The organism is Nocardiopsis sp. LDBS1602, assembly GCF_035818715.1.
Taxonomy (GTDB): domain Bacteria; phylum Actinomycetota; class Actinomycetes; order Streptosporangiales; family Streptosporangiaceae; genus Nocardiopsis; species Nocardiopsis alba.
In genome coordinates this window covers 1,239,416-1,259,956 of sequence record NZ_JAYLVW010000001.1, presented here as the reverse complement: position 1 = coordinate 1,259,956, position 20,541 = coordinate 1,239,416, and the positions used below count along the sequence as shown (strand labels likewise).

At 69.6% G+C, this 20,541-nt stretch carries 19 protein-coding genes; 8 read left to right on the top strand and 11 right to left on the bottom strand.

Annotation, left to right across the window (positions count from 1 at the left end; all coding sequences use genetic code 11):
* Positions 1-7: 7 nt before the first annotated feature.
* The gene (locus U9J66_RS05730; protein ID WP_234305713.1) at positions 8-1,813 is read right to left on the bottom strand and encodes a glycoside hydrolase family 15 protein; all 1,806 of its coding nucleotides are present in this window, start codon (positions 1,811-1,813) and stop codon (positions 8-10) included.
* Between the two features lie 424 nt (positions 1,814-2,237).
* Complete coding sequence (gene yczE, locus U9J66_RS05725; protein ID WP_014911029.1) at positions 2,238-2,927, bottom strand: membrane protein YczE; 690 nt, start codon at positions 2,925-2,927, stop codon at positions 2,238-2,240.
* 179 nt (positions 2,928-3,106) lie between these two features.
* Between yczE and yczR the strand changes: the two genes are divergently transcribed.
* Positions 3,107-4,567, top strand: coding sequence for a MocR-like transcription factor YczR (gene yczR, locus U9J66_RS05720; RefSeq protein WP_014912541.1), 1,461 nt, complete (start codon positions 3,107-3,109; stop codon positions 4,565-4,567).
* Between the two features lie 73 nt (positions 4,568-4,640).
* Here the strand turns inward: yczR and mobA are convergent, their stop codons facing one another.
* Positions 4,641-5,231 (bottom strand): molybdenum cofactor guanylyltransferase, encoded by a 591-nt coding sequence (gene mobA, locus U9J66_RS05715; RefSeq protein WP_042280849.1) that lies wholly within the window; start codon positions 5,229-5,231, stop codon positions 4,641-4,643.
* Positions 5,232-5,289: 58 nt separating this feature from the next.
* A complete protein-coding gene (locus tag U9J66_RS05710; RefSeq protein WP_326337233.1) occupies positions 5,290-6,111 on the bottom strand; it encodes an alpha/beta hydrolase in 822 nt (273 codons plus the stop codon).
* Positions 6,112-6,476: 365 nt separating this feature from the next.
* Between U9J66_RS05710 and moaA the strand changes: the two genes are divergently transcribed.
* Entirely contained in the window at positions 6,477-7,484 is a 1,008-nt protein-coding gene (gene moaA, locus U9J66_RS05705; RefSeq protein ID WP_161112518.1) for a GTP 3',8-cyclase MoaA, read from the top strand.
* Between the two features lie 101 nt (positions 7,485-7,585).
* Positions 7,586-8,773: an RtcB family protein gene (locus tag U9J66_RS05700; RefSeq protein WP_042280847.1), complete on the top strand. Its 1,188-nt coding sequence runs from the start codon at positions 7,586-7,588 to the stop codon at positions 8,771-8,773.
* Positions 8,774-8,862: 89 nt separating this feature from the next.
* Here the strand turns inward: U9J66_RS05700 and U9J66_RS05695 are convergent, their stop codons facing one another.
* A complete protein-coding gene (locus tag U9J66_RS05695) occupies positions 8,863-9,075 on the bottom strand; it encodes a hypothetical protein (RefSeq protein ID WP_148281640.1) in 213 nt (70 codons plus the stop codon).
* Between the two features lie 548 nt (positions 9,076-9,623).
* Between U9J66_RS05695 and U9J66_RS05690 the strand changes: the two genes are divergently transcribed.
* Positions 9,624-9,833 carry a dodecin gene (locus U9J66_RS05690; RefSeq protein ID WP_014908924.1) on the top strand — a complete coding sequence of 70 codons (210 nt, stop codon included), beginning with the start codon at positions 9,624-9,626 and terminating at the stop codon, positions 9,831-9,833.
* 110 nt (positions 9,834-9,943) lie between these two features.
* Here the strand turns inward: U9J66_RS05690 and U9J66_RS05685 are convergent, their stop codons facing one another.
* The 3 genes from U9J66_RS05685 to U9J66_RS05675 form a co-directional block, all read right to left on the bottom strand.
* Entirely contained in the window at positions 9,944-10,729 is a 786-nt protein-coding gene (locus U9J66_RS05685; RefSeq protein WP_014909517.1) for a hypothetical protein, read from the bottom strand.
* Between the two features lie 180 nt (positions 10,730-10,909).
* A complete protein-coding gene (locus tag U9J66_RS05680) occupies positions 10,910-11,620 on the bottom strand; it encodes a cell wall anchor protein (RefSeq protein ID WP_326337232.1) in 711 nt (236 codons plus the stop codon).
* A gap of 125 nt (positions 11,621-11,745) precedes the next feature.
* A complete protein-coding gene (locus U9J66_RS05675; protein ID WP_042280845.1) occupies positions 11,746-13,302 on the bottom strand; it encodes an LCP family protein in 1,557 nt (518 codons plus the stop codon).
* Between the two features lie 476 nt (positions 13,303-13,778).
* On the opposite strand from U9J66_RS05675, the gene U9J66_RS05670 reads away from it, so the two are divergent.
* The 3 genes from U9J66_RS05670 to U9J66_RS05660 all read left to right on the top strand — a co-directional run bounded on the left by U9J66_RS05670 (position 13,779) and on the right by U9J66_RS05660 (position 16,625).
* The gene (locus tag U9J66_RS05670; protein WP_017533926.1) at positions 13,779-14,687 is read left to right on the top strand and encodes an Lrp/AsnC family transcriptional regulator; all 909 of its coding nucleotides are present in this window, start codon (positions 13,779-13,781) and stop codon (positions 14,685-14,687) included.
* Positions 14,688-14,759: 72 nt separating this feature from the next.
* Positions 14,760-15,620, top strand: a complete 861-nt coding sequence (folP, locus tag U9J66_RS05665) for a dihydropteroate synthase (protein ID WP_193789598.1) — start codon at positions 14,760-14,762, stop codon at positions 15,618-15,620.
* 249 nt (positions 15,621-15,869) lie between these two features.
* Positions 15,870-16,625, top strand: coding sequence for an RraA family protein (locus U9J66_RS05660; RefSeq protein ID WP_042280841.1), 756 nt, complete (start codon positions 15,870-15,872; stop codon positions 16,623-16,625).
* 78 nt (positions 16,626-16,703) lie between these two features.
* On the opposite strand, the gene U9J66_RS05655 is transcribed toward U9J66_RS05660, so the two are convergent.
* Positions 16,704-17,405, bottom strand: a complete 702-nt coding sequence (locus tag U9J66_RS05655) for a FadR/GntR family transcriptional regulator (RefSeq protein WP_014910641.1) — start codon at positions 17,403-17,405, stop codon at positions 16,704-16,706.
* Between the two features lie 164 nt (positions 17,406-17,569).
* On the opposite strand from U9J66_RS05655, the gene U9J66_RS05650 reads away from it, so the two are divergent.
* A complete protein-coding gene (locus U9J66_RS05650; RefSeq protein WP_202421701.1) occupies positions 17,570-18,841 on the top strand; it encodes a CynX/NimT family MFS transporter in 1,272 nt (423 codons plus the stop codon).
* A gap of 40 nt (positions 18,842-18,881) precedes the next feature.
* On the opposite strand, the gene U9J66_RS05645 is transcribed toward U9J66_RS05650, so the two are convergent.
* Positions 18,882-19,745 carry a CPBP family intramembrane glutamic endopeptidase gene (locus U9J66_RS05645; RefSeq protein WP_326337231.1) on the bottom strand — a complete coding sequence of 288 codons (864 nt, stop codon included), beginning with the start codon at positions 19,743-19,745 and terminating at the stop codon, positions 18,882-18,884.
* A 126-nt stretch (positions 19,746-19,871) separates the two neighbouring features.
* Entirely contained in the window at positions 19,872-20,081 is a 210-nt protein-coding gene (locus tag U9J66_RS05640) for a hypothetical protein (protein ID WP_017533920.1), read from the bottom strand.
* Between the last annotated feature and the right edge of the window lie 460 nt (positions 20,082-20,541).

The window sequence follows — 20,541 nt, the reverse complement described above, 5'->3', positions numbered from 1 at the left end:
GGCGCCGCTACTCGGCGCGCCAGCCGCCCTGCCGGTCGGCCAGGTTGAGGGCCGTGGTCACCAGGGGCACGTGGCTGAAGGCCTGGGGGAAGTTGCCGACCTGGCGGCCGTCGCGCGGGTCCCACTCCTCGGCGAGCAGCCCCACGTCGTTGCGCAGGGAGAGCAGCCGGTCGAACAGCTCCCGTGCCTCCTCCTGACGACCGATGGACAGCAGCGCGTTGGCCATCCAGAAACTGCACGCCAGGAAGGCGCCCTCGTCGCCGGGCAGCTGGTCGGCGGAGTGCTCCAGGTCGGTGCGGTAGCGCAGCACGAAACCGTCCACCATCAGGTCCTTGCGCACCGCCTCGATGGTGCCGATGACGCGGGGGTCGTCGTAGGGCAGGAAACCGACCTCGGGGATGAGCAGCAGGGCGGCGTCCAGTTCCTTGCTGCCGTAGTACTGGGTGAAGGTGTTGCGCTGCGGATCGTAGCCGTATTCGCACACCTCGGCGTGGATGGTGTCGCGCAGGGCCCGCCACCGTTCGACGGGGCCCTCCTTGCCGAATTCCTCGATGCTGCGGACGGCGCGGTCGGCGGCGACCCAGGCCATCACCTTGGAGTGCACGAAGTGCTGCCGGGGGCCGCGGACCTCCCACAGACCCTCGTCGGGTTCGTCCCAGCACCACTCCAGGTAGTTCACGAGGGAACGTTGCAGTCCCCACAGGTAGTCGCCGCCCCGGATGCCCGAGCGTCGGGCCAGGTGCAGGACGTCCATGACCTCGCCGTACACGTCCAGTTGGTACTGGCCCACGGCGGCGTTGCCGATGCGGACGGGGGAGGAGCCCTCGTATCCGGGCAGCCAGTCGGCCTCCCATTCGGTGAGCCTGCGCTCTCCCCGGATCCCGTACATGATCTGCATCAGTTGGGGTTCACCGGCCACCGCGCGGACCAGCCACTCGCGCCAGGCCTGGGCCTCCTCCTGGTAGCCGGAGCGGATCAGCGCCTCCAGGGTGATGGTGGCGTCGCGCAGCCAGCAGTAGCGGTAGTCCCAGTTGCGGACACCGCCGATCTCCTCGGGCAGGGAGGTCGTGGGCGCGGCGACGATCCCGCCGGTGGGCTGGTAGGTGAGGGCCTTGAGGGTGATGAGGGAACGCACGACCGCCTCACGGTAGGGGCCGTCGTAGGTGCACTGGTCGACCCAGCGTTCCCAGAAGCGTTCGGTGCGGGAGAGCGCCTTCTCCGCGTCCAGGTGGTCGGACTCCTCCACTTGGGAGGGGTGCCAGGTCATCACGAAGGGGACGCGCTGCCCCTCGGTCACGGTGAAGGTGGTGTCGTGGGTGAGGTTGTGGCCCTGGAGGTGGACGGGGCTGCTCAACCAGATGGAGTCGGGGCCGGCGATGGCGACCAGTTCGCTCCCGGAGCGGTGCACCCACGGGACCACGTGCCCGTAGTCGAAACGGATGCGCAGGGTGGTGTTCATCCGCACCGTGCCGCGCAGCCCCTCCACGATCCGCACCACGTGCGGCATGCTGCCGCGGGGTGGCATGAAGTCGATGACCCGCACCGAGCCGGTGTCGGTGTCCCACTCCTGCTCCAGGACCAGGGTCTGACCTCGGTAGCGACGTCTGTCGGCGGGGGCGTCGGTGCCGTCCGGGCGCAGGGTCCAGCAGCCGTTCTGCTCATCGCCGAGCAGGGCCGCGAAGCAGGCGGCGGAGTCGAAGTCGGGCAGGCAGGCCCAGTCGATGGAACCGTCACGGCCGACCAGCGCCGCCGTCTGCATGTCGCCGATCATTGCGTAGTCTTCGATTCGGCCGGGCACGCGGCTCACCCCCATCGCGTCGTCATCCTCGTGCGGTGGGCGTGTTCACACGGGCGGGACAGGGGGTCCGCTTCTTCGCGGACCAACGCGCGCACGCCCGCACACGCCCCATCGGGGTGTCGTCACCCGACCCACGACCGGGTCGGGGCGCCGTTCGGGTCACCACGTCCCCCCGGACCGTCCGTCGGTCGCCTTCATCCGGTTATGTGCCCAGATGGAGGCCACCGTAAAGAACGGTCTCCGGAGAGTGCCCGGTATGCCCCTCGCCGTCGACCGCGGTCCCATCTTCCACAATCGGTGCGGACATGGCCACCCTTGCGTGCACGTGCATCTGAAAGCTCGTAGGGGTATGGGATGAAATGGTGGGCTTTGGTCGGGGAGAATTCGTGCAGCGATGGCGGAGAGGGCCGGGATCGTGTCCGATTCCGGCCCTTCCATGTCAGGCCTTCGAGTCCGTCTGGGTCGGCGGAACCCTCGGGGTCGCCTCGGCCATACGCATCATCGGAAGGAAGATCTGGGCCAGCGGGCCGATGGCGATCATGAACACGAGGGTCCCCAGGCCCACCGTGCCGCCCATCAGGAAGCCCAACAGCGCGACGGTCACCTCGATGATGGTCCGGGCCAGCCGGATGGAGAGTCCGAGCGAGGCCAGACCGGTCATCAGCCCGTCACGCGGACCCGGGCCGAGCCCCACCCCGATGTAGCAGCCGGTGGCGATCGCGCACACCAGGACGCCCGAGATCAGCAACAGGATCTGCAACGGCAGGAAGTCCGTGGTGGGGATCAGCCACAGGGACAGGTCCACCGACACGCCGATCACGATCACGTTGCTCAACGTGCCCAGGCCGGGCTTCTGTCGCAGCGGGATCCACAGCAGCATGATCAGCGCACCGATGATCACGCTCCAGGTGCCGATCGACAGGCCGGTCTGGTTGGACAGGCCCTGGCTCAGCACGTCCCAGGGCATCGCGCCCAGGTCGGATCGGATCAGCAGTGCACCACTGAGGCCGTACAGGTACAGACCGAGGTAGAGCTGGGCCAGTCGACGCAGACGGGGCCGTGGCAGGACCGGTGTGATCATGACCCTGTCGACCAGGGCACGGACCGAAGACCGGGACGGTGCGGACACTGCCGTCCTCTCTTTCCGTTCTCTCGTGAAAGGCGGGGTTCGTGTGCGGCAGGATTCATCGGGTCATTGGGCGATGATCCATTGGGGGAGCCACATCGGTATCGTGGCCGAGTTGGCGCCGTGATTGAAGAGCCAATCCGGTCAACTGGCACTAACCCGACCTTCTGAAGTGGATCTTCATGGTGAGGCAGCGCAGTGACGGCCCCGGAACCGGTGGCGGGACCCGGCGGATCAACGGGCGTCTGCTCGCCCGTCTCATCGGCGAGGCGCCGGTGGAACGCCCGTACTACCTGGCGATCGCCCGCGCGGTCAGCGGTCTGGTCCTGGACGGCCGGGTGCCGACGCACACTCGGCTGCCGGCCGAACGCGACCTGGCCGCGGCGCTGGGGGTGAGCAGGAACACCGTCACGGCGGCCTACGCCTGGCTGCGGGACAACAGCTTCCTGGACAGCCGGCAGGGGGCGGGCAGCTGGACGGTCCTGCCCGACACCAGTACCCCGGACCCCGCTCCGTTCGCGCTGGCCGCGGAACAGATCGACCTGGGGTTGGCCGCCCCGCCCGCGATCGACGGACTGCGCGAGGCCTCCTTCCACGCCTCCGAACAGCTCGCCGCGCACGTGGGGGGCCTGGGCTACTACCCCTACGGACTGCCCGAACTACGGCACGCCATCGCCCGACGCTACGTCGAACGCGGGCTGCCCACGACCCCGGAACAGATCCTCGTCACCAACGGCGCCCAACAGGGCATCAGCCTGGTCATGGAACTGCTGCTCCAGCCGGGCGACGAGGTGCTCGTGGAATCCCCCACCTACCCCAACGCCCCGGACGCGGCCCGCCGCAGGGGAGGACGGATCCGCACCACCGGGGTCACCCCCCAGGGCTGGGACATGGAGTACATGGTGGACTCCTTCCGCCAATGGAAACCCCAACTGGCGTACGTGGTCGCCGACTTCCACAACCCCACCGGCGCGCTCATGGACGACGACGAGCGCCGTGTTCTGGTCCGTGAGGCCCGCCGGGCCGGTGCGCATCTGGTGGTCGACGAGTCGGTGGCGGAGCTGGCGATCGACTCGGGCGACCTGCCCGCCCCGGTGGCGGCCCACGACACCGACGGTCGGGTGCTGACCGTCGGGTCGGTGGCCAAACTACTGTGGGGCGGTCTCCGGGTCGGCTGGGTGCGCGCCACACCGCCGATGGTCACCCGGCTCATGCAGGTACGCCAACGCATGGACCTGTCCGGTTCGGTGCACGACCAGCTCACCGCCACCCACCTGTTGGCGGACATGCTGCGGATCCGGGCCGAACGCAGCCGCCAGCTACGACGGAACCGCGACGCGCTCCTGGCCGCCCTGCGCGAGCGTCTGCCCGACTGGCGCCCCAGTGTCCCCGGGGGAGGGCTGGTGCTGTGGGCGGCCCTGCCCCAGCCGGTGGCGACCTCCCTGTCGGCGACCGCGGTCCGGCACGGGGTCCATCCGGCGGCCGGGCCGGTGTTCGGGGTGGACGGGACCCTGGAGCGTTACCTGCGCCTGGCCTACACCCGTCCACCGGACGTCCTGGAGGACGCCGTGGAACGGCTGGCCGTGGCCTACTCCGAGACCCTGTCCCACCCGACCCAGCCACGCGGTCACCTGTACGTGTGACCCGGGCCGGTACCGGACCTCGACACGGACGACCTCGGTGAGGGTCTCCCTTTCCGAGGTTCGGGCCACCGGGTCATCGGCGCCGATCACCCTCCAGGTCGGACCGTGCGCGATCCAGGTCTCGCGGTGTGTCCACGTCGAACCCCCGGCCTCTTGTGGAGAACGCCACGTGGGCGGGGGCGAGGGGGCCGAGCAGTCCGTACAGCGAACGCCCCGAGTAGACGCTCAGGGCCGCCGCCAGAGGGCCGGTACGCCAGACGCCGGTGAGCCACTGTTCCCGTCCGGCCTCGTCCACCAGGACGGCGCCCGCGCTCTTCGGGGAGCCATCGAGAGCTTCGCCCAAGGCGACGAGATGGTCCGGGGTCAGATAGGGCAGATCCGCCGCGAGCAGGACCACGCGGGGAGCCTCGATCCGGGCGAACCCGGTGCGCAGAGCGGGCACCGGTCCCGCCCCGGGAGGATCCTCACGGACGTAGCGTGCGCGTGGCCGTTCCCGTTCGGGACCGACCACGACCACGCCGGCCGTCGGGGCGTGGGCGCGCACGGTGGACACGACGTGTTCCAGCAGGGAGCGCCCGGCGACGGTCAGCCCGGGTTTGTCCACCCCGCCCATACGGCTCGCCGCTCCGCCGGCCAGGACCACCGCGTCACATCGTTCGTTCACGCCCCCAGGATGCCGGACGTCCCCGGGCTCCGGAACGACCCTCGTCGGCGACGCCCCCTCACACGGCGAAGCGGTGGGCGAAACGGGTCACCTCGGCCAGCACCTCGTCCCGGTTCGTCTCGTTGAACACCTCGTGCCGAGCGCCGGGGAAGATCCGCGCGGTGAGGTCCTCTCCGGCGACGGCCTCTATGCCCGTCTTGGTGTCGGCGATCGGGACCAGCGCGTCCGCGTGTCCGTGCACCCACAGCAGGGGCAGGGATCCCAGGGAGCCCGCGGCGTTACCGCGCTCCAGTTCGGTGAGCATGGCCCGGACCGTGGTCCGCTTGAAGGGGCCGTGCCAGACGAGCGGATCGTCGACGTAGGCCCTACCCACCTCGGGGTCGCGGGAGAGCGTGGTGGTGTCGATGGGGGCGTCGGGGATCTCCTCGGCCGCAGCGAGCTCCTCCAGGGTGCTCCAACGGCCCAGGACCGGGCCGGACAGGACCAGGGCGTGCACCTGATCGGGGTGGGTCTGCGCGTAGCGGGTGGCGATCAGGCCTCCCATCGAATGGCCGATCATCACCAGGGGCAGGGTCCTGTAGGCGGTGCGTGCCTGGGTGACCACGCGGTGCACGTCCTCGACCACACCGGCGTAGTCGTCGATCAGCACCCGCTCGCCGGAGGAACGCCCGTGGCCGCGGTGATCGGCCCCGTACACCACGGCGCCCGCCGCGCACAGGTCCTCGGCCACCCGCTCGTAACGACCGAGGTGCTCGCCGTAGCCGTGGACCAGGACCGCCATCCATGTGGGCTCGACCCCGGCCGGGGCCCACGCCCGTGCCGCCAGCCGCCCCGAACCGTCCGGACCACCCGCCAGGGCCCACTCACGTGCGCTGATCACCGTGTCCCGCCTCCTCATCGCCATGTCCGTCTGCGACGATCGGATGATCGTCACCGCTCCTAGAGCATGGAGGACGGTGCGGCGGTGTGTCATCTTTCGAGGGGCGAGGGCGGGGCCGTTACGGTGCGTGTCCGGAATCGCCCATGACACAACGTTCGGGCAACGATCCGAGGCGGGTTCTTGGGGCGAAGGTCCAGAGGCGGGCGCGATTCCTCGTGGTCACCGACGAAATGGTGCAAAAGGTGTGATCTAGGCTACTCATAGTGAAAGTGCATCTTTTACGCTTACGAGTGGGTATCCCTCGAGCGGGTGCAATTTTGGCGTAACACCCGCTCGGCAATTCAGACTGGAGAGGGGTGACGCCCGTGCTGTCCGACTCCTACGGACGCGTGGCGACGGACCTGCGGGTCTCGCTCACCGACCGCTGCAACCTCAGGTGCACCTACTGCATGCCGCCGGAGGGGCTGGAGTGGTTGCCCAAACCGGAATTGCTCACCGACGACGAACTCCTGCGCCTGATCCGTGTGGGGGTCACCCGCCTGGGAATCGACGAGGTCCGCTTCACCGGAGGAGAACCGCTGCTCCGGCGCGGACTGCCCGGCATCATCGCCGGGACCACCGCCCTGGCCCCCCGCCCCCGCACCGCTCTGACCACCAACGGCATCGGACTCGCCCGGACCGCCCCCGCCCTGGCCGAGGCCGGGCTGGACCGGGTGAACGTCTCCCTCGACACCCTCGACCCCGTCGTGTTCGAGAAACTCGCCCGACGCCGCCGACTCGACGACGTCCTGGAGGGGTTGTCCGCCGCCTCCGAAGCGGGACTGACCCCGGTCAAGGTCAACGCCGTCCTCATGCGCGACGTCAACGACCACGAGGCCGCCGACCTCCTGCGCTACTGCGTCGAACGCGGCTACGAACTGCGGTTCATCGAACAGATGCCGCTGGACGCCCAGCACGGGTGGCGCCGCGACACGATGATCACCGCCGACGAGATCCTCCGACGGCTGGAGGCCGACTTCGACCTCCGACCGGCCGACGGTGAGACCCGGGGCAGCGCGCCGGCCGAGCTCTTCCACGTCCGAGGACTCACCTTCCCCGACGGTCGGGAGGCCACCGTCGGGGTCATCGGTTCGGTGACCCGCCCCTTCTGCGGGGCCTGTGACCGTGTCCGCCTGACCGCCGACGGCCAGATCCGCAACTGCCTCTTCGCGCGCGAGGAGTCCGACCTGCGCACGCCCCTGCGCGAGGGGGCCACCGACGACGAGATCGCCGAACGCTGGACGGCCGCCGTCGCCGGCAAGCTGCCCGGGCACGGGATCGACGACCCGGGGTTCCTCCAGCCGGCACGCCCGATGTCCGCCATCGGCGGTTGATCCGCGCCGAAAACGGGTTGCCTCCCCTCCACGGGACCTGACTTGATGTTCCCGGGACGCGCACGGCGTCCCGGGGCCCGACAGGAAAGGGAGGTGGCCCCATGCCTCACACCGAAGTTCCCGGAGAGCGCGTACCGATCCGCATGTGGGCCGACCCGGACACGGTCGAGCCCGCCGCCATGGAGCAGCTGCGCAACGTCACCCGCATGCCCTGGACCCACGGGCTCGCGGTGATGCCCGACGTCCACTACGGCAAGGGCGCCACCGTCGGTTCGGTCATCGCGATGCGCGACGCGGTCAGCCCGGCCGCGGTCGGGGTCGACATCGGCTGCGGGATGACGGCGGTGCGCACCGACCTGACCGCCGAACGCCTGCCGGACGATCTGGGGCGCCTGCGGTCCGCCCTGGAGGCGACGATCCCGGTCGGGTTCCACTTCCACGACGAGGCGATCGACCCCGCCACGGTGCCGGGACTGCGCAGCGGGGACTGGGACGGGTTCTGGCGGGGCTTCGACGACCTCGCCGAGGCCGTCCACCCGCGTCGTGAAAGGGCCCTGCGCCAGATGGGGACCCTGGGCGGAGGCAACCACTTCCTCGAAGTGTGTCTGGACGACGACGGCATGGTCTGGCTCGTCCTGCACTCGGGATCGCGCAACATCGGCAAGGAGCTGGCCGAGCACCACATCGGGCGGGCCCGCGACCTGCCGCACAACCGGGATCTGCCCGACCGCGACCTGGCGGTGTTCCTGTCCGGGACCCCGGAGATGGACGCCTACCGGCGTGATCTGTTCTGGGCCCAGGACTACGCCCGCCGCAACCGCGACGTCATGATGGGGCTGGCCTGCCGGACCCTGGAGCGGGAGGTGCCGGGGACCGGCTTCGGGCAGTGGATCTCCTGCCACCACAACTACGTCGCGGAGGAGCGTTACGACGGGGTGGACGTGCTCGTCACCCGTAAGGGCGCCATCCGCGCGGGAAGCGGCGAGTACGGCATCATCCCCGGGAGCATGGCGACGGGAACGTACGTGGTCAAGGGCCTGGGCAACCCGGAGTCGTTCAACTCCGCCTCCCACGGGGCCGGGCGCCGTATGAGTCGGAACAAGGCCCGCAAGACCTTCACCCGGGAGGACCTGGTCGAACAGACCAGGGGTGTGGAGTGCCGCAAGGACCTGGGAGTCGTGGACGAGATCCCCGCCGCCTACAAGGACCTGGAATCGGTCATCGAGGCCCAGACCGACCTCGTCCAGGTGGTCGCCCATCTGCGGCAGGTCGTCTGCGTCAAGGGCTGAGGGACGGTCGGAACCGGACCGCCGCGGGGCTCGGCCGGTGATGAGGTGATCGCGAGGCGTAGGCTTCCATCCGGGGCCTCGCGACGGGCTCAGCCCTCGAAGCGGTCCATCGGCACGGTCTCACGGAGGAAGCCGCGCATCTCCAGGAAGCCTGCGAGGTAGGCGCGGTGCTCGTCGCAGGCCACCCAGACCTTGCGTCGGTCCGGGGTGTGCAGGCGGGGGTTGTTCCACACCAATGCCCAGGTGGCGGCCTCGCGGCAGCCCTTACGAGAACAGTGCGCGTCCGGTGCGGTATTACCCAAAGTCGATCCCCGGATGACGAAGTGGATTTCGTGGTCAAACCACGACCACGGGCGGGTATTCGCTCCGACCGGGTGTGGACAAAAGACGACGCCGGGTGGTTACGGGGGCAAACCACCCGGCGTCGCGCACGATGTTCCGACGGGGGCTCGAAACATCGTCTCGCGCTTCGACGGGGGACCGAAGCGCTAGGTCCCAATGTACACCGGAGCCCCCCGGGGTACGTCAAGAGTCAGTTACGACGTTGTCTCGGGACAGTCCCATCGGGTGGGTCCTAAGTCCCAGGTCAGGACTTATCCGACAGGTCGCGGCGCCTTTCGTGGTGCCTGTCGGGCATGAAGAGTGGGCCTCGTGGTCAATCACGTCCCAACCGGGACCAAAGTCCTCAGAAATTCTCGGCAAAGGGCTTCGACCCGTTCCGAGGAAAGGCGCTTCCGATAAATCGGCGTCGCTGTGGGGGCACGTGTGGCGAACGGGGTTTGAGGGGACGGAGGGGAACGGGGGGACCGTGCTCGCGCGGTCCGTACGAGCGACTACGCAGGGGGCGTCCATGAGCGACCACACCTATCGCGTCACGGAGATCGTCGGCACCTCGCCCGACGGTGTCGACCAGGCCGTTCGCAACGGCATCCAACGGGCCTCGGCCACGTTGCGCGGACTCGACTGGTTCGAGGTCACCCAGATCCGCGGCCACATCGAGAACGACGGGGTCGCCCATTTCCAGGTGGGGCTCAAGGTCGGCTTCCGCCTGGAGGACTGAGTCGACGGGCGTTCCTCGGTCGAGGCCACGCCGACCACGAACGACCCCGGAACGACGCGGGGCCCGGACCGAACGGTCCGGGCCCCGCGCGCTTGCGGGAGGACGGGGGCTCAACCCTCTTCGGGGTCGGGGCCGCGCAGCACGTCCGCGTGCACGTGGTCCAGATGACGCAGGATCTCGTTGTCCGGGTCCGCGTCGTAGTGGCGCCACCCCATGGACGGGTAGCGGGTGCTCCAGATCTTGTCGTCGAAGATGATCACGTCGATCTGGTAGTTCGGCGCGTGCGCGATCAGCCAGTGGGCCAGCAGCCACCCCTCCCGGCGGTTCTCCTCGTTCACGGGACGGTAGAAGATGTCGAGCGCGCGCCCCTCGTAGTGCGCCGATTTCTCCCCGTGCCCGCTGTCGTAGCCGCCGGCGACGTAGCCGCCGATGCTGCTGTCGGCGAAGACCTCCTCGATGCCCTCCTTGAGGGTGGTGGCGCGCGGGGTCAGCCCGGAGGGCTCCTCCTCCTCGAACTCCACCTCCTCGCCGGGGTAGCGGCAGGTCATGGAGGGGCCCGCGTCGTCCTTCGGCCCTTCGACCAGGGCCGTCATGACCTCGTCGGGGATGTCCTCGATGTCGGGGGCCTCGATGGGCGCGGCGTCCCCCTGAGCGATCACGGCCGCCGCGGTGCTCGCCCGTCGTGCCTGGTCGCGGTCGAGGGGGACCCGTTCTCCGTCGACCCAGACCGAACAACTCGGACCCCACGGCCGGGAGAAGGAGGTCCGCCCCTCGTTCTCCCGCCACCACTGGAAGGCCAGGACCGCGATCACGGCCAGCACGAGCAGGAACGCGGCGGACATGATCGCCCTGCGTCTTCGAAGGTCCTCGGGGGGTACGGCGGCTCTGTGCGTCATGGACTCCTGCCCTCTCACGCCGGACGGACGGCCTTCTTCGCCGTCGGGGTCCCGGGCGCACGTGACTTGCGTTTCTCGAGAGATACTTCGCTTATGGGACGCAAGAGGTCGTTCGCTCATTCCCGACAGTGACCGGGATCAAATCCAGGGGTGGTGTCGCCCGCAGTCGCCCGGAGGGGTTCACAGCACCGACCACAGGACGAACGCCCCGCCCAGAAGCAGGGTCAGCGCCCAGATCCGGTCCATCGTCACGCCCTTCCAGCGCAGGGCGTGCACGCCCAGGAAGTCGTAGGCGATCAGGGCGGCCACGGCGGCCGCCGCGAACATCGCCAGCGTGTGCACCCCGGTCGCCGCCAGACCGAGCAGCGTGGCGTCCCACAGGCTCCACACGCCTTCGACCGGTTCCGTGGCCGCGGCGGGCTCCACCGCGGTCTCCGCGATGGGGGAGGGGGCGCCATGCCCGGCGTGTCCACCCTCCACGTGCGAATGCGAGAGCCGGCCGGCCAGCACCGGCATCAGCATCAGACCGGCGCCGTGTGCCGAGGCCATGAGGAAGGACCAGGCGCAGAGCTGCCACAACGGAAGCCGGAGGGCGCTCTTGTGGACGTGCCGTCGCGACAGCAGCATCACCAGCCCCACCAGAACGATCAGTGACCCACCGATCACGGGGAAGAGCACCGACGCGGTCGCCGAACCGGTCACGGTGATCGCGACCGCGGCCACCGCGACGCTGCCGGCGTGCCCCAGGGCGATCGCGGGCAGCGCGCGCAGAACCTGGGCACGCCCGCCCTCCTGGAGACCGCGTCCGACGGCCAGAAGCCAACCCATCCCTGGATGGAGTCCGTGAAAGGCACCGAGAGCGATGAGGGTCCACAACTGCGCGGAGGTCACCGCGCCAGGGTCACACGAGTGCGCGCCGGAGACAACGGTCGGTGATCGAATGGCCGCTTTCGGTCAGGACGCGGTTCCGAGGCGGTGTGGTCCCGGGGCGACCCGGCCCCGGGACCGTGCCCACGTCAGGGGCAGAGCATGTCCAGGTCGGTGGCCTCGGAGCCGACCTGACGGCCCGGATCGGCGGGGGAGGGCTCGTCCAGGCCGGTGTAGTCCTGCCACTCGGTCCGGTCGCTCTCGGTCGTCTCCTCGGCGCCGGCCTCGGCGGTGGTGTCCTCCACCAGATCGGACTCACCGGTGGGAGAGTCCGAGGGCTCGCCCGAGGGGGCGTCGACGGGAGCGCGTCCCGTGATGGCCTCCTGCACCAGCGCCTTCACCTCGTCCCAGTCGGGGTTGGCGGTGTTGACCTGGGGCGGGGAGAGCTGGAGGGCGCTCATCCGGCCCTCGTCGGTGACCAGGTCGGCCAGCTCGATGAAGGCGGGCACCTTGGTCTGCGGAATGTCGGTGCTCAGCGTCCTCTTGGTGGCGCCCGCGAGCCGTCGATAGCCGGTGAGGATGGTGGTCGGCTCCACCTGCTCGGCGACGTACTTGATCAGGCACCCCTGACGGCCCATCCGCCCGTAGTCGTCGGTGCCGATCCGGGAACGTCCGTACCAGAGGGCCTCGTGACCGTCCAGGCGGCGCAGGCCCGGCTCCAGCACCCCGCCGTGCACCCCGTACGGGATGGGCTCGGTGATCCGCACCTGGATCCCGCCGACCGCGTCGATGAGATCGCGGAACCCCATCATGTCGACCATCGCGTAGTACTCGATGTCCAGACCGAGGTTGTACCCGATCACCTTCTTCAGGGTGTCGGCGGACGGGTCCGGGACACGGGGATCGATCGCCAGTTCCTCGGGCTCCTCCGCGACCGTCTGATAGACGTCGTTGAGCAGCAGATCGAACCCGTAGGGCTCGGGGTAGCGCTCGGCGAGGGCACTGCCCTCGGGGAAGCGGGCGTTCTCCAGGTTGCGCGGCAGCCCCACCAGCAGTGTGTCACCGGAGGCGGTGTCCACGCTCGCGACCATCATCGAGTCGGTGCGCACGCCGTAGCGGTTGTCGCCCGAATCGGCGCCGAGCAGGAGGACGTTGACCCGCTCCGCCCCGTTCCACGGGTCGGCCGCGTCGTGCGGCAACCCGTCCTCCCCGAAGCCGCCGAACACAGCGCCCAGGGTCTCGTAGGCGGTGTAGCCGGCGTGCAGGGCCCAGGCGGAGGGCGCGGCGATGGTCAGACACAACAGGAGAACGGTGACGCCGCCGAGCAGGCGGTGACCGATGCCGGGCCCCTCGGGCCGTGTGATGGACCACGAGTGCACGATGATGCTCAGCCACAGGATCGCGACCACGAAGACCGCGATCATCGCGCCCAGCAGCCAACGGTCCTGCACGGCCAACGCGGCCACCACGGTCACGGCGTCGGATCCGTGTGTGCTGAGCCAGACCACCGCGGCGATCAAGGCGACGATCCCGAGAAGATAGGCGCCCAGGATCAGGCCCCCCGCCCTCCGGCGCCCCATGCGCAGGTGGGCCGATCCGGGGAAGGGGACCGAAAGGGCGGTCCACAGCAGAGCCCGCCCCGTGCCGAGACGTTCGTTCGGGCGCTTGGGCGCCTCCTCGTCCCGCTGCTCGTCCTCCGCTGCCACCAGCGTTTCCTCTCACGCAGTGGGACGGCCCGACCGAGCCGTCCCGTCCTGGTCCTGTCCCCTTACAACGATCCCCGGCGGTGTCCAACATTCGGGGCACGCCACACCCGGGTTACGCGTCAGTGAACGATCCCATGCTCGCCGATCACATGTGCCGGGCGGTGGGGACGTCCGAGGACCATGGTCCCGGAGGCCCCGGGGGCCGTCGCCCGGGTGGGTGAGTTCAGTGTGTCGCTTTGCCGGGGTTGTGTGTGCGGCGGCCACCTCATAAGGGATGTTCTATACAAGTCTGTTATGTGGTCGAGAGGTGCTCGTTGAGGCATTGGATGGCGCTATCGGGCCGCTCAAAGGGGTGAATCAGCCGATTTCTTTCGCGATCGGTAGTGAAACGAGCTCCACAACTGCGATGATCTGCCCGGAGGAGGGGGCGCCGTCCGGGGGAATGGACGGCGACATGGGAACGAAAGGCAGGCATCGTGCTCGATGCGGTTGACGCGGCGCTCATGCGCGCGTTGCAGGGGGACGGCAGGGCGACCTTCCAGGCCTTGGCGGACGGGGTCGGTCTGTCCAGGACCGCGGTGCGCGCCAGAGTGCGCCAACTCGTGCAGTCGGGGGCGATCAGGATCGTCGGCGTACTGCACGCCGGGGTCGTGGGCATGGAGGTCCTCGGCCACGTGTCCTTCAGGGTCGGCGGACCGGTCGAACCGGTCCTGGAGGTCCTGGGGGAACGGGAGGCCGTGACCTTCGCGGCCCAGGCGGCCGGGCGCTTCCCGGCCGTGGCCCAGGTGCGGGTGGCCGACGACGCGGCGCTGACCAAGGAACTGGCCCACCTGCGCTCGCTACCGGGGGTGGAGGGCGCGGAGGTCTTCCGGGCCAACGCCGTCTACAAGGACGCCCACAGCAGTGTGCGCGAACTGGGCGACATCGAATTGGACGCGCTGGACTGGCGCCTGGTCCGCAGATTGCTCAAGGACGGACGGGCCTCCTACGCCGACCTGGCACGCCAGGTCGGGTTGTCACAGGCCGCCGCCCGTTCGAGGGTGGTGCGCCTGCTCGACTCGGGGGTGGTGCACGTGACCGCCCTGGTGGAGCCCTCCGCGGTGGGGGCCAACGAACAGCTCGGCTTCGGGCTGTGCTGCCGGGGGGACGCCGACGCGCTCGGCGCCGCCCTGGCCAACATGTCCAGGGTGTCCTTCCTGGCCAGCGGGTTCGGACGCTACGACGTGATCGGTTCGATCACCGCCCCCGACCGTTGCCGACTGGTCGAGGCCCTGGAGGCCGTGCGCGGCACCGTCGGGGTCGGGAACGTGGAGACCTGGGAGTACCTGCGGGTGCGCAAGGAACGACGGGGAGGGGATCGACCGGAGGGGTGGGGGCCGCTGTGAGGCGGGTCCCACCCCCGGGGCCGGGGCCGGGGGCGGTGGTCGCCGACCCCCGGCGTGCCCCATGATGGGCCCATGGTGACAGGCGGCCCGGCTGTGCCGGACAGGACAGGGACACTGCGACTGCGCGGGCGGACGTTCGCGGGACATCGGTACGCGGTGATGGGCGTGATCAACAGGACCCCCGACTCCTTCTACGACCGGGGCGCCACCTACGCCCTGGACGCCGCCCTGGCCTCCGCCGACCACGCCGTGGCCGCCGGCGTCGACATCATCGACGTCGGCGGGGTCAAGGCGGGCTACGGCTCCTACGTGGGGGTGGACGAGGAGATCCGCCGCACGGTGCCGTTCGTGCGCGAGTTGCGGGACCGCCACCCCGAGGTGGTGATCTCCGTCGACACCTGGCGGGCCGAGGTCGGTCGTGCCTGCGCTGAGGCCGGCGCCGACATGATCAACGACACCTGGGCCGGCGCCGATCCGGATCTGGCCCGGGTGGCCGCCGAGTACGGCACCGGTCTGGTGTGCAGTCACAGCGGAGGCCTGGCCCCGCGCACCGACCCCCACCGGGTCCGCTACGACGACGTGGTCGCCGACGTGGTGGCGGGCGTGTGCGCCCTGGCCGAACGGGCGATCTCGCTGGGGGTGCGTCCGGACGGGGTGATGATCGACCCCACCCACGACTTCGGCAAGAACACCTACCACTCGCTGGAGCTCACCCGACGGCTGAGGGAGCTGGCGGACACGGGGCTGCCGGTGTTGGTGGCGGTCTCCAACAAGGACTTCGTGGGGGAGACCCTCGGCGCGGGGCTGACCGAACGCGGCGACGGCACGCTCGCCACCCTCGTGGTCTCGGCGCGTGAGGGGGCCCGTGTCTTCCGGGTCCACGACGTGGTGGCGGCGCGCACCGCGTTGGACGTGGTCGCGGCGGTCGGCTGAGGTCGTTCCCGGGCCCTCGTGGTCATGGCGGGGAGGGCGAGATCGGGCACGGTGGAGCATCGGGCACGCGGATCGCCCGTCTCCAGGGCCAATGTGTAACCGGGGGTAGCATTTTTACGTGTTTCGGGCTCGCACCGCTTGCGTCACGCTTAAGTTACCCATGAGTATGGAGGGGGTCGGTCCGAATCGACCGCACCGGGCGCGGGTGTAATGGAGGCTGACGTGGCGCTTGCGAAGACGTTGACGGCTGTGGGAACCGTGGCCCTGGCCCGATGCGGCGGCCGTCCCTTCGGGACCCACCTCTTCTCCGTCTGGCCGGGCGCCGCCTTCGCCGCGACCGCCTTCCCGGTCCGCTGCGCACCGGGGGACAACCTCGCCCTCCACGTGGCGGTGGCCCAGGCGCCCCCGGGATCCGCCCTGGTCGTGGACGTGGCGGGGGAGGCCGAGTACGGCTACGTCGACGAGATCCTCGCCGTGGCCGCGCGCACCCGAGGGGTCGCCGGGATCGTCCTGGACGGATGTGTCCGCGACGTCACCGCCATCGCCCACTGCGGCCTTCCCGTCTTCGGAGCCGGTGTCTCGGTCCGTGAGGTCGGACACGACGCGGGCGGGGCCATCGGACGACAGATCAGCATGAACGCCACCGGTCCCGCACCCCTCCCGGTCAGACGGGGCGATTGGATCGTGGCCGACGACGACGGGGTGGTCTGTCTTCCCCGCGGTCAGGTGAGCACGATCATCGCCGAGACGATGAGCAGCATCACCCGGGAACGGGAGATCATCGACGCGGTCTGCGCGGGGGAGAGCACCCTCGACCTGCTCGGACTCGATCCCTCCCGGGTCACCGGCTGGGAGGGCGGCGAGCACACGAACGATCCCGCCCCCAGGGGACGGCCCCGGCAGTTGAACCCGCGTCGGGGCGACCGCGGCGGTGAGGGCCATCCCTCGCCCCGGTCGCGTCGAGGATCGTGTTCGACGGTGACCGACGTCTACGGCGGGGACTGAACCCGCCCCGGGCCGGGACGAGGCCGCCCTCGGGCCCGACCGGGACCCGAGGGCGAGACGCTCCACGAAAGGCGTGCCCTACTCCTCGGCGAGGGAGAGCAGTTCGTCGATGTAACAGGTGGCCTCGCGGGCGGCACGGGCCGGATCGGCCTCGCGGATGGCCTCGCTCAGACCACTGTGGTCGACCCCCTCACCGTCGGAGGAGGGACGTTCGGTCGACCCCTCGTCCTGCCCGTACGCGGTGTGCGCGATGCTCGCGTAGACCACCTGGGCGATGTCGTCGTACAGTTCGATGAGCAACGAGTTGTGCGTGGCGTTGACCACCGCCCGGTGGAAGGTGAAGTCCGCCTCCACGAACGCGCCCATGTCGTTGGCGCGCCAGGCCTCCTCGCGCAGGGCCATGGCGCGGTCGATGTCGGCCAGGTCCTCGTCGCTGTGCCGTAGGGCGGCCAGGCGCGCGGCCTCCACCTCGAGGGCGCGTCGGACCTCCAGGTTCTCCCGAAGACGGGAGCGCTCCAACCGACGGCGCAGGGCGCCGCCGAGCTCGCTGGAGGCGCGCACGAAGGTCCCCGCGCCCTGCCGGATCTCCAACAGGCCCGCGTGGGCCAGGGCCCGGACGGCCTCCCGGACGGTGTTGCGGCCGACTTCGAGTTGCTCGGACAGTTCCGACTCGGTGGGGATGCGATCGCCCACGCCCCACTCACCCGAGTCGATCTGTGCTCGTAACTGGCTGATGACCTGGTCGACGAGACCGGTCCGGCGTGTCGAGGCGAGGGGCACGCTGATACCTCCTAGGGGCGGGTCGCCGGATGATAGGGCCAGCGCCCAGGGGATGGGTTAGGGCGGAGCTTAGACCAGTCGGGCGCGGGAATCGGCACTCGAGGGCAATGCGTTATCCTCATGAAGTACATAGGGTCATCCTACGAATTTGTGAGTCGCCTTCTATGAGCGCAGCCCCTACTCCCGCGTCACCTGCTCAGGACGCCTCCTCGACCGGCACCACCACCCCCTCGGCGACACCTCGGGTGGCCCTTCTGCTGATCGCCCTCGCGATCGCCTTGACCTCTCTCAACCTGCGCACCGCCATCACCAGTGTCGGCCCCCTCCTCGACGAGGTCACCCAGGGGCTGGGCATGAGCGCGGTGGGCGCCGGCATCCTCACGACCCTGCCCGTCCTGTGCTTCGCCGCCTTCGGCGGGATCACCCCGACGCTCGGCCGTCGACTCGGATCGCACCACCTGCTGGTCTACGCGCTGGCCGCGGTCACCCTCGGACTGACCGCCCGCGCCTTCGCCCCCGACACCTGGACGTTCCTGGCCCTGAGCGTGATCGCCCTGGCCGGCGGCGCGGTCGGCAACGTGATCCTGCCCGTCCTGGTCAAGCAGCACTTCCCCCACCGTGTCGGTCTGATGACCACCGTCTACACCACCGGCCTGGCCACGGGGACCGCCATCGCCGCCGCCTCCACCGTCCCCCTGGAACAGAGCACCGGCGAGTGGCGCTTCGCCCTGGGCGCCTACGCGCTCTTCGGGCTGGTCGCCCTCCTGCCCTGGCTCCTGGTACTGCGGCACGAGCCCTCGGTCGGCGGCGGTGGCGTCACGATGGGCGTACGCCAGGTGCTGTCCACCGGGCTCGGTAGACAGGGCGTGCTGTTCTTCGGTACCCAGTCCTCGATCGCCTACATCATGTTCGGCTGGTACGCCCAGATGCTGCGCGACCAGGGGATGGACGCCCAGTCCGCGGGTGTGATGCTGGCCTACCTCACGATCCTGGGCATCCCCATGTCCCTGGTGCTGCCCTCGCTCATCGTGCGGGTACGCGACCAGCGCCCCTTCGTCGTCATGTTCGCCCTGGCCTACACCATCGGGATCTGCGGACTCCTGTTCTCCCCGGTGGCGGGCACCTGGGTGTGGACGACCTTCATCGGTTTCGCCCTGGGCACCTTCGTCCTGGCGCTGACCATCTTCACCGTGCGCACCCGTACGGCCGAGGGCACCGCCGCGATGTCCGCCACCAGCCAGAGCCTCGGCTACCTGCTGGGCGGGGCCGGCCCCTTCCTGTTCGGGCTCCTGCACGACCTCACCGACGGCTGGTACGCCCCGCTGTTCCTGGTGCTGACCCTCGTGGCGATCAACCTCGTCACCGGGCTGCTCGTAGGACGTCCCCAGTACCTGGAGGACGCCATCGAGAAGAAGGCGGAGCGGGCTCGGGCCTAGAACGGCCCCCGAGTCCGCGGGTCGGGCGTTCCGAGCACGATCAGAACGGCAGCCAGTCGATCCGTCCGATCAGGTACACCGCACCGACGAACGCGACGATGTCGATGACCGTGTGCGCCACGACCAGCGGCATCACGCGGCCGTAACGCAGGTAGAACCAGCCGAACACCAGCCCCATCACCAGGTTGCCGAAGAACATCCCCACGCCCTGGTACAGGTGGTAGAAGGCGCGCAGCACCGACGAGGCGAGCACCGCCTTCCACGGACTCCACCCCATCTGTGCCAGTCGGTGCAACAGATAGCCGACCACGATGACCTCCTCCAGGACCCCGTTCTTGAGGGCCTGGAGGATCAGGACGAGGGTGTCCCACCAGTTGCCGTCCAACGTGCTCGGGACGATGGTGCGGGTCAGACCGAGCTGCCAGGACACCAGGTAGACGACCAGCCCGCCACAGCCGATCAGCGCGGCCAGGACCAGCCCGCTCCAGGTGTCGAACCAGGGTCTGCGGACGTCGAAGCCGATCGTTCGGGCCGACTCCCCGGTGCGGTGCAGTAGGTACACGACCAGGGCCACGGGGGCCAGCGCGAAGACGACCGAGTACAGCTGGAAGGACAGGTCGAGCCAGGGGCGCCCCTCGGCGCGGGACCGGATCAGACTGGCGGTCTGGTCGGCCATCGACTCGGGGGCGGTCAGCACACCCACGAAGGAGATGACCGCGGAGACGGCGGCCGCCCCCAACGAGAGGGCGAGTACGCACAGGATCTCCCAGCGCAGCAGGGAGCGATCGGGGAGAAGGTCGCGGACCTCGATCGTGGAAACGGGCCCCGGCGAAGAGGGGCGCGGGGCACCCGGGCTCCGGGAGGGCGTGGGCTCGTTCGGATCCGGGTGGGTTCTGTCGGTCACGTGTCGAATGTACGTCTTCCCCACGGACTCCGGACACGGCGGACACGGGGCCTTGAGGAGGAGGAACGGGCGGGACGGCGCCCTTGAGGCGGCGCCCCGCCCGTTCGGGACTCCTGCGGAGGAGGGTTATTCGTCGCCCTCGTCACCGGGCGCTTCGAGGCCGTCGTCCAGGCCCTCGTCGAGACCGTCCTCGCCCTCGAGTTCGACGCCCGGGTCGTCGACGGCGGTGTCCTCACAGGCGGCGACACCGAACACGGCCACGGCCGCGATCGCGCCTCCGGCCAGGACCCGGCGGGTGGTGGTGAGCATCTCCTTGCTGATGTCCTCGAGCTTCACAGTGACTCCATGTGATCGGGGATGTGTGCTGCGGGTCGGCCTCACGGAACGCCTGTGGACCGGCTCATGGGGCTCCCGGAGAACGGGAGGAGCCGGGGCGTTATTGTTCTGTGACCCACGCGCGAACCACTGTATTGATGTTTCCTTGGTGTGAACAGGGGTCTCTGTTATCGCTTCTGGCCGAATTCGGACAGGAAATCCCGTTTAGTCATTGCGGGTATCGGGGAAGTCGGGCTCTTCGGAAAAAGCACGAGTCGGGAAAGTGGCGTCCCTATGTCTTCCCGTGGTCGCCTATGGAAAATGTATTGATCCATGTATTGCGACGCTTTCGAGGGCGCGAAAAGGCCGCCGGCCATGCGCGTGTGTGACACGGACCGCGCATGGCCGACGGCCAGGGGGTGGAGGCCGACCCGCCCCGCCCCAGCCACGAAAGCGGGGAGGGACGGCCTCCGGGGAACGA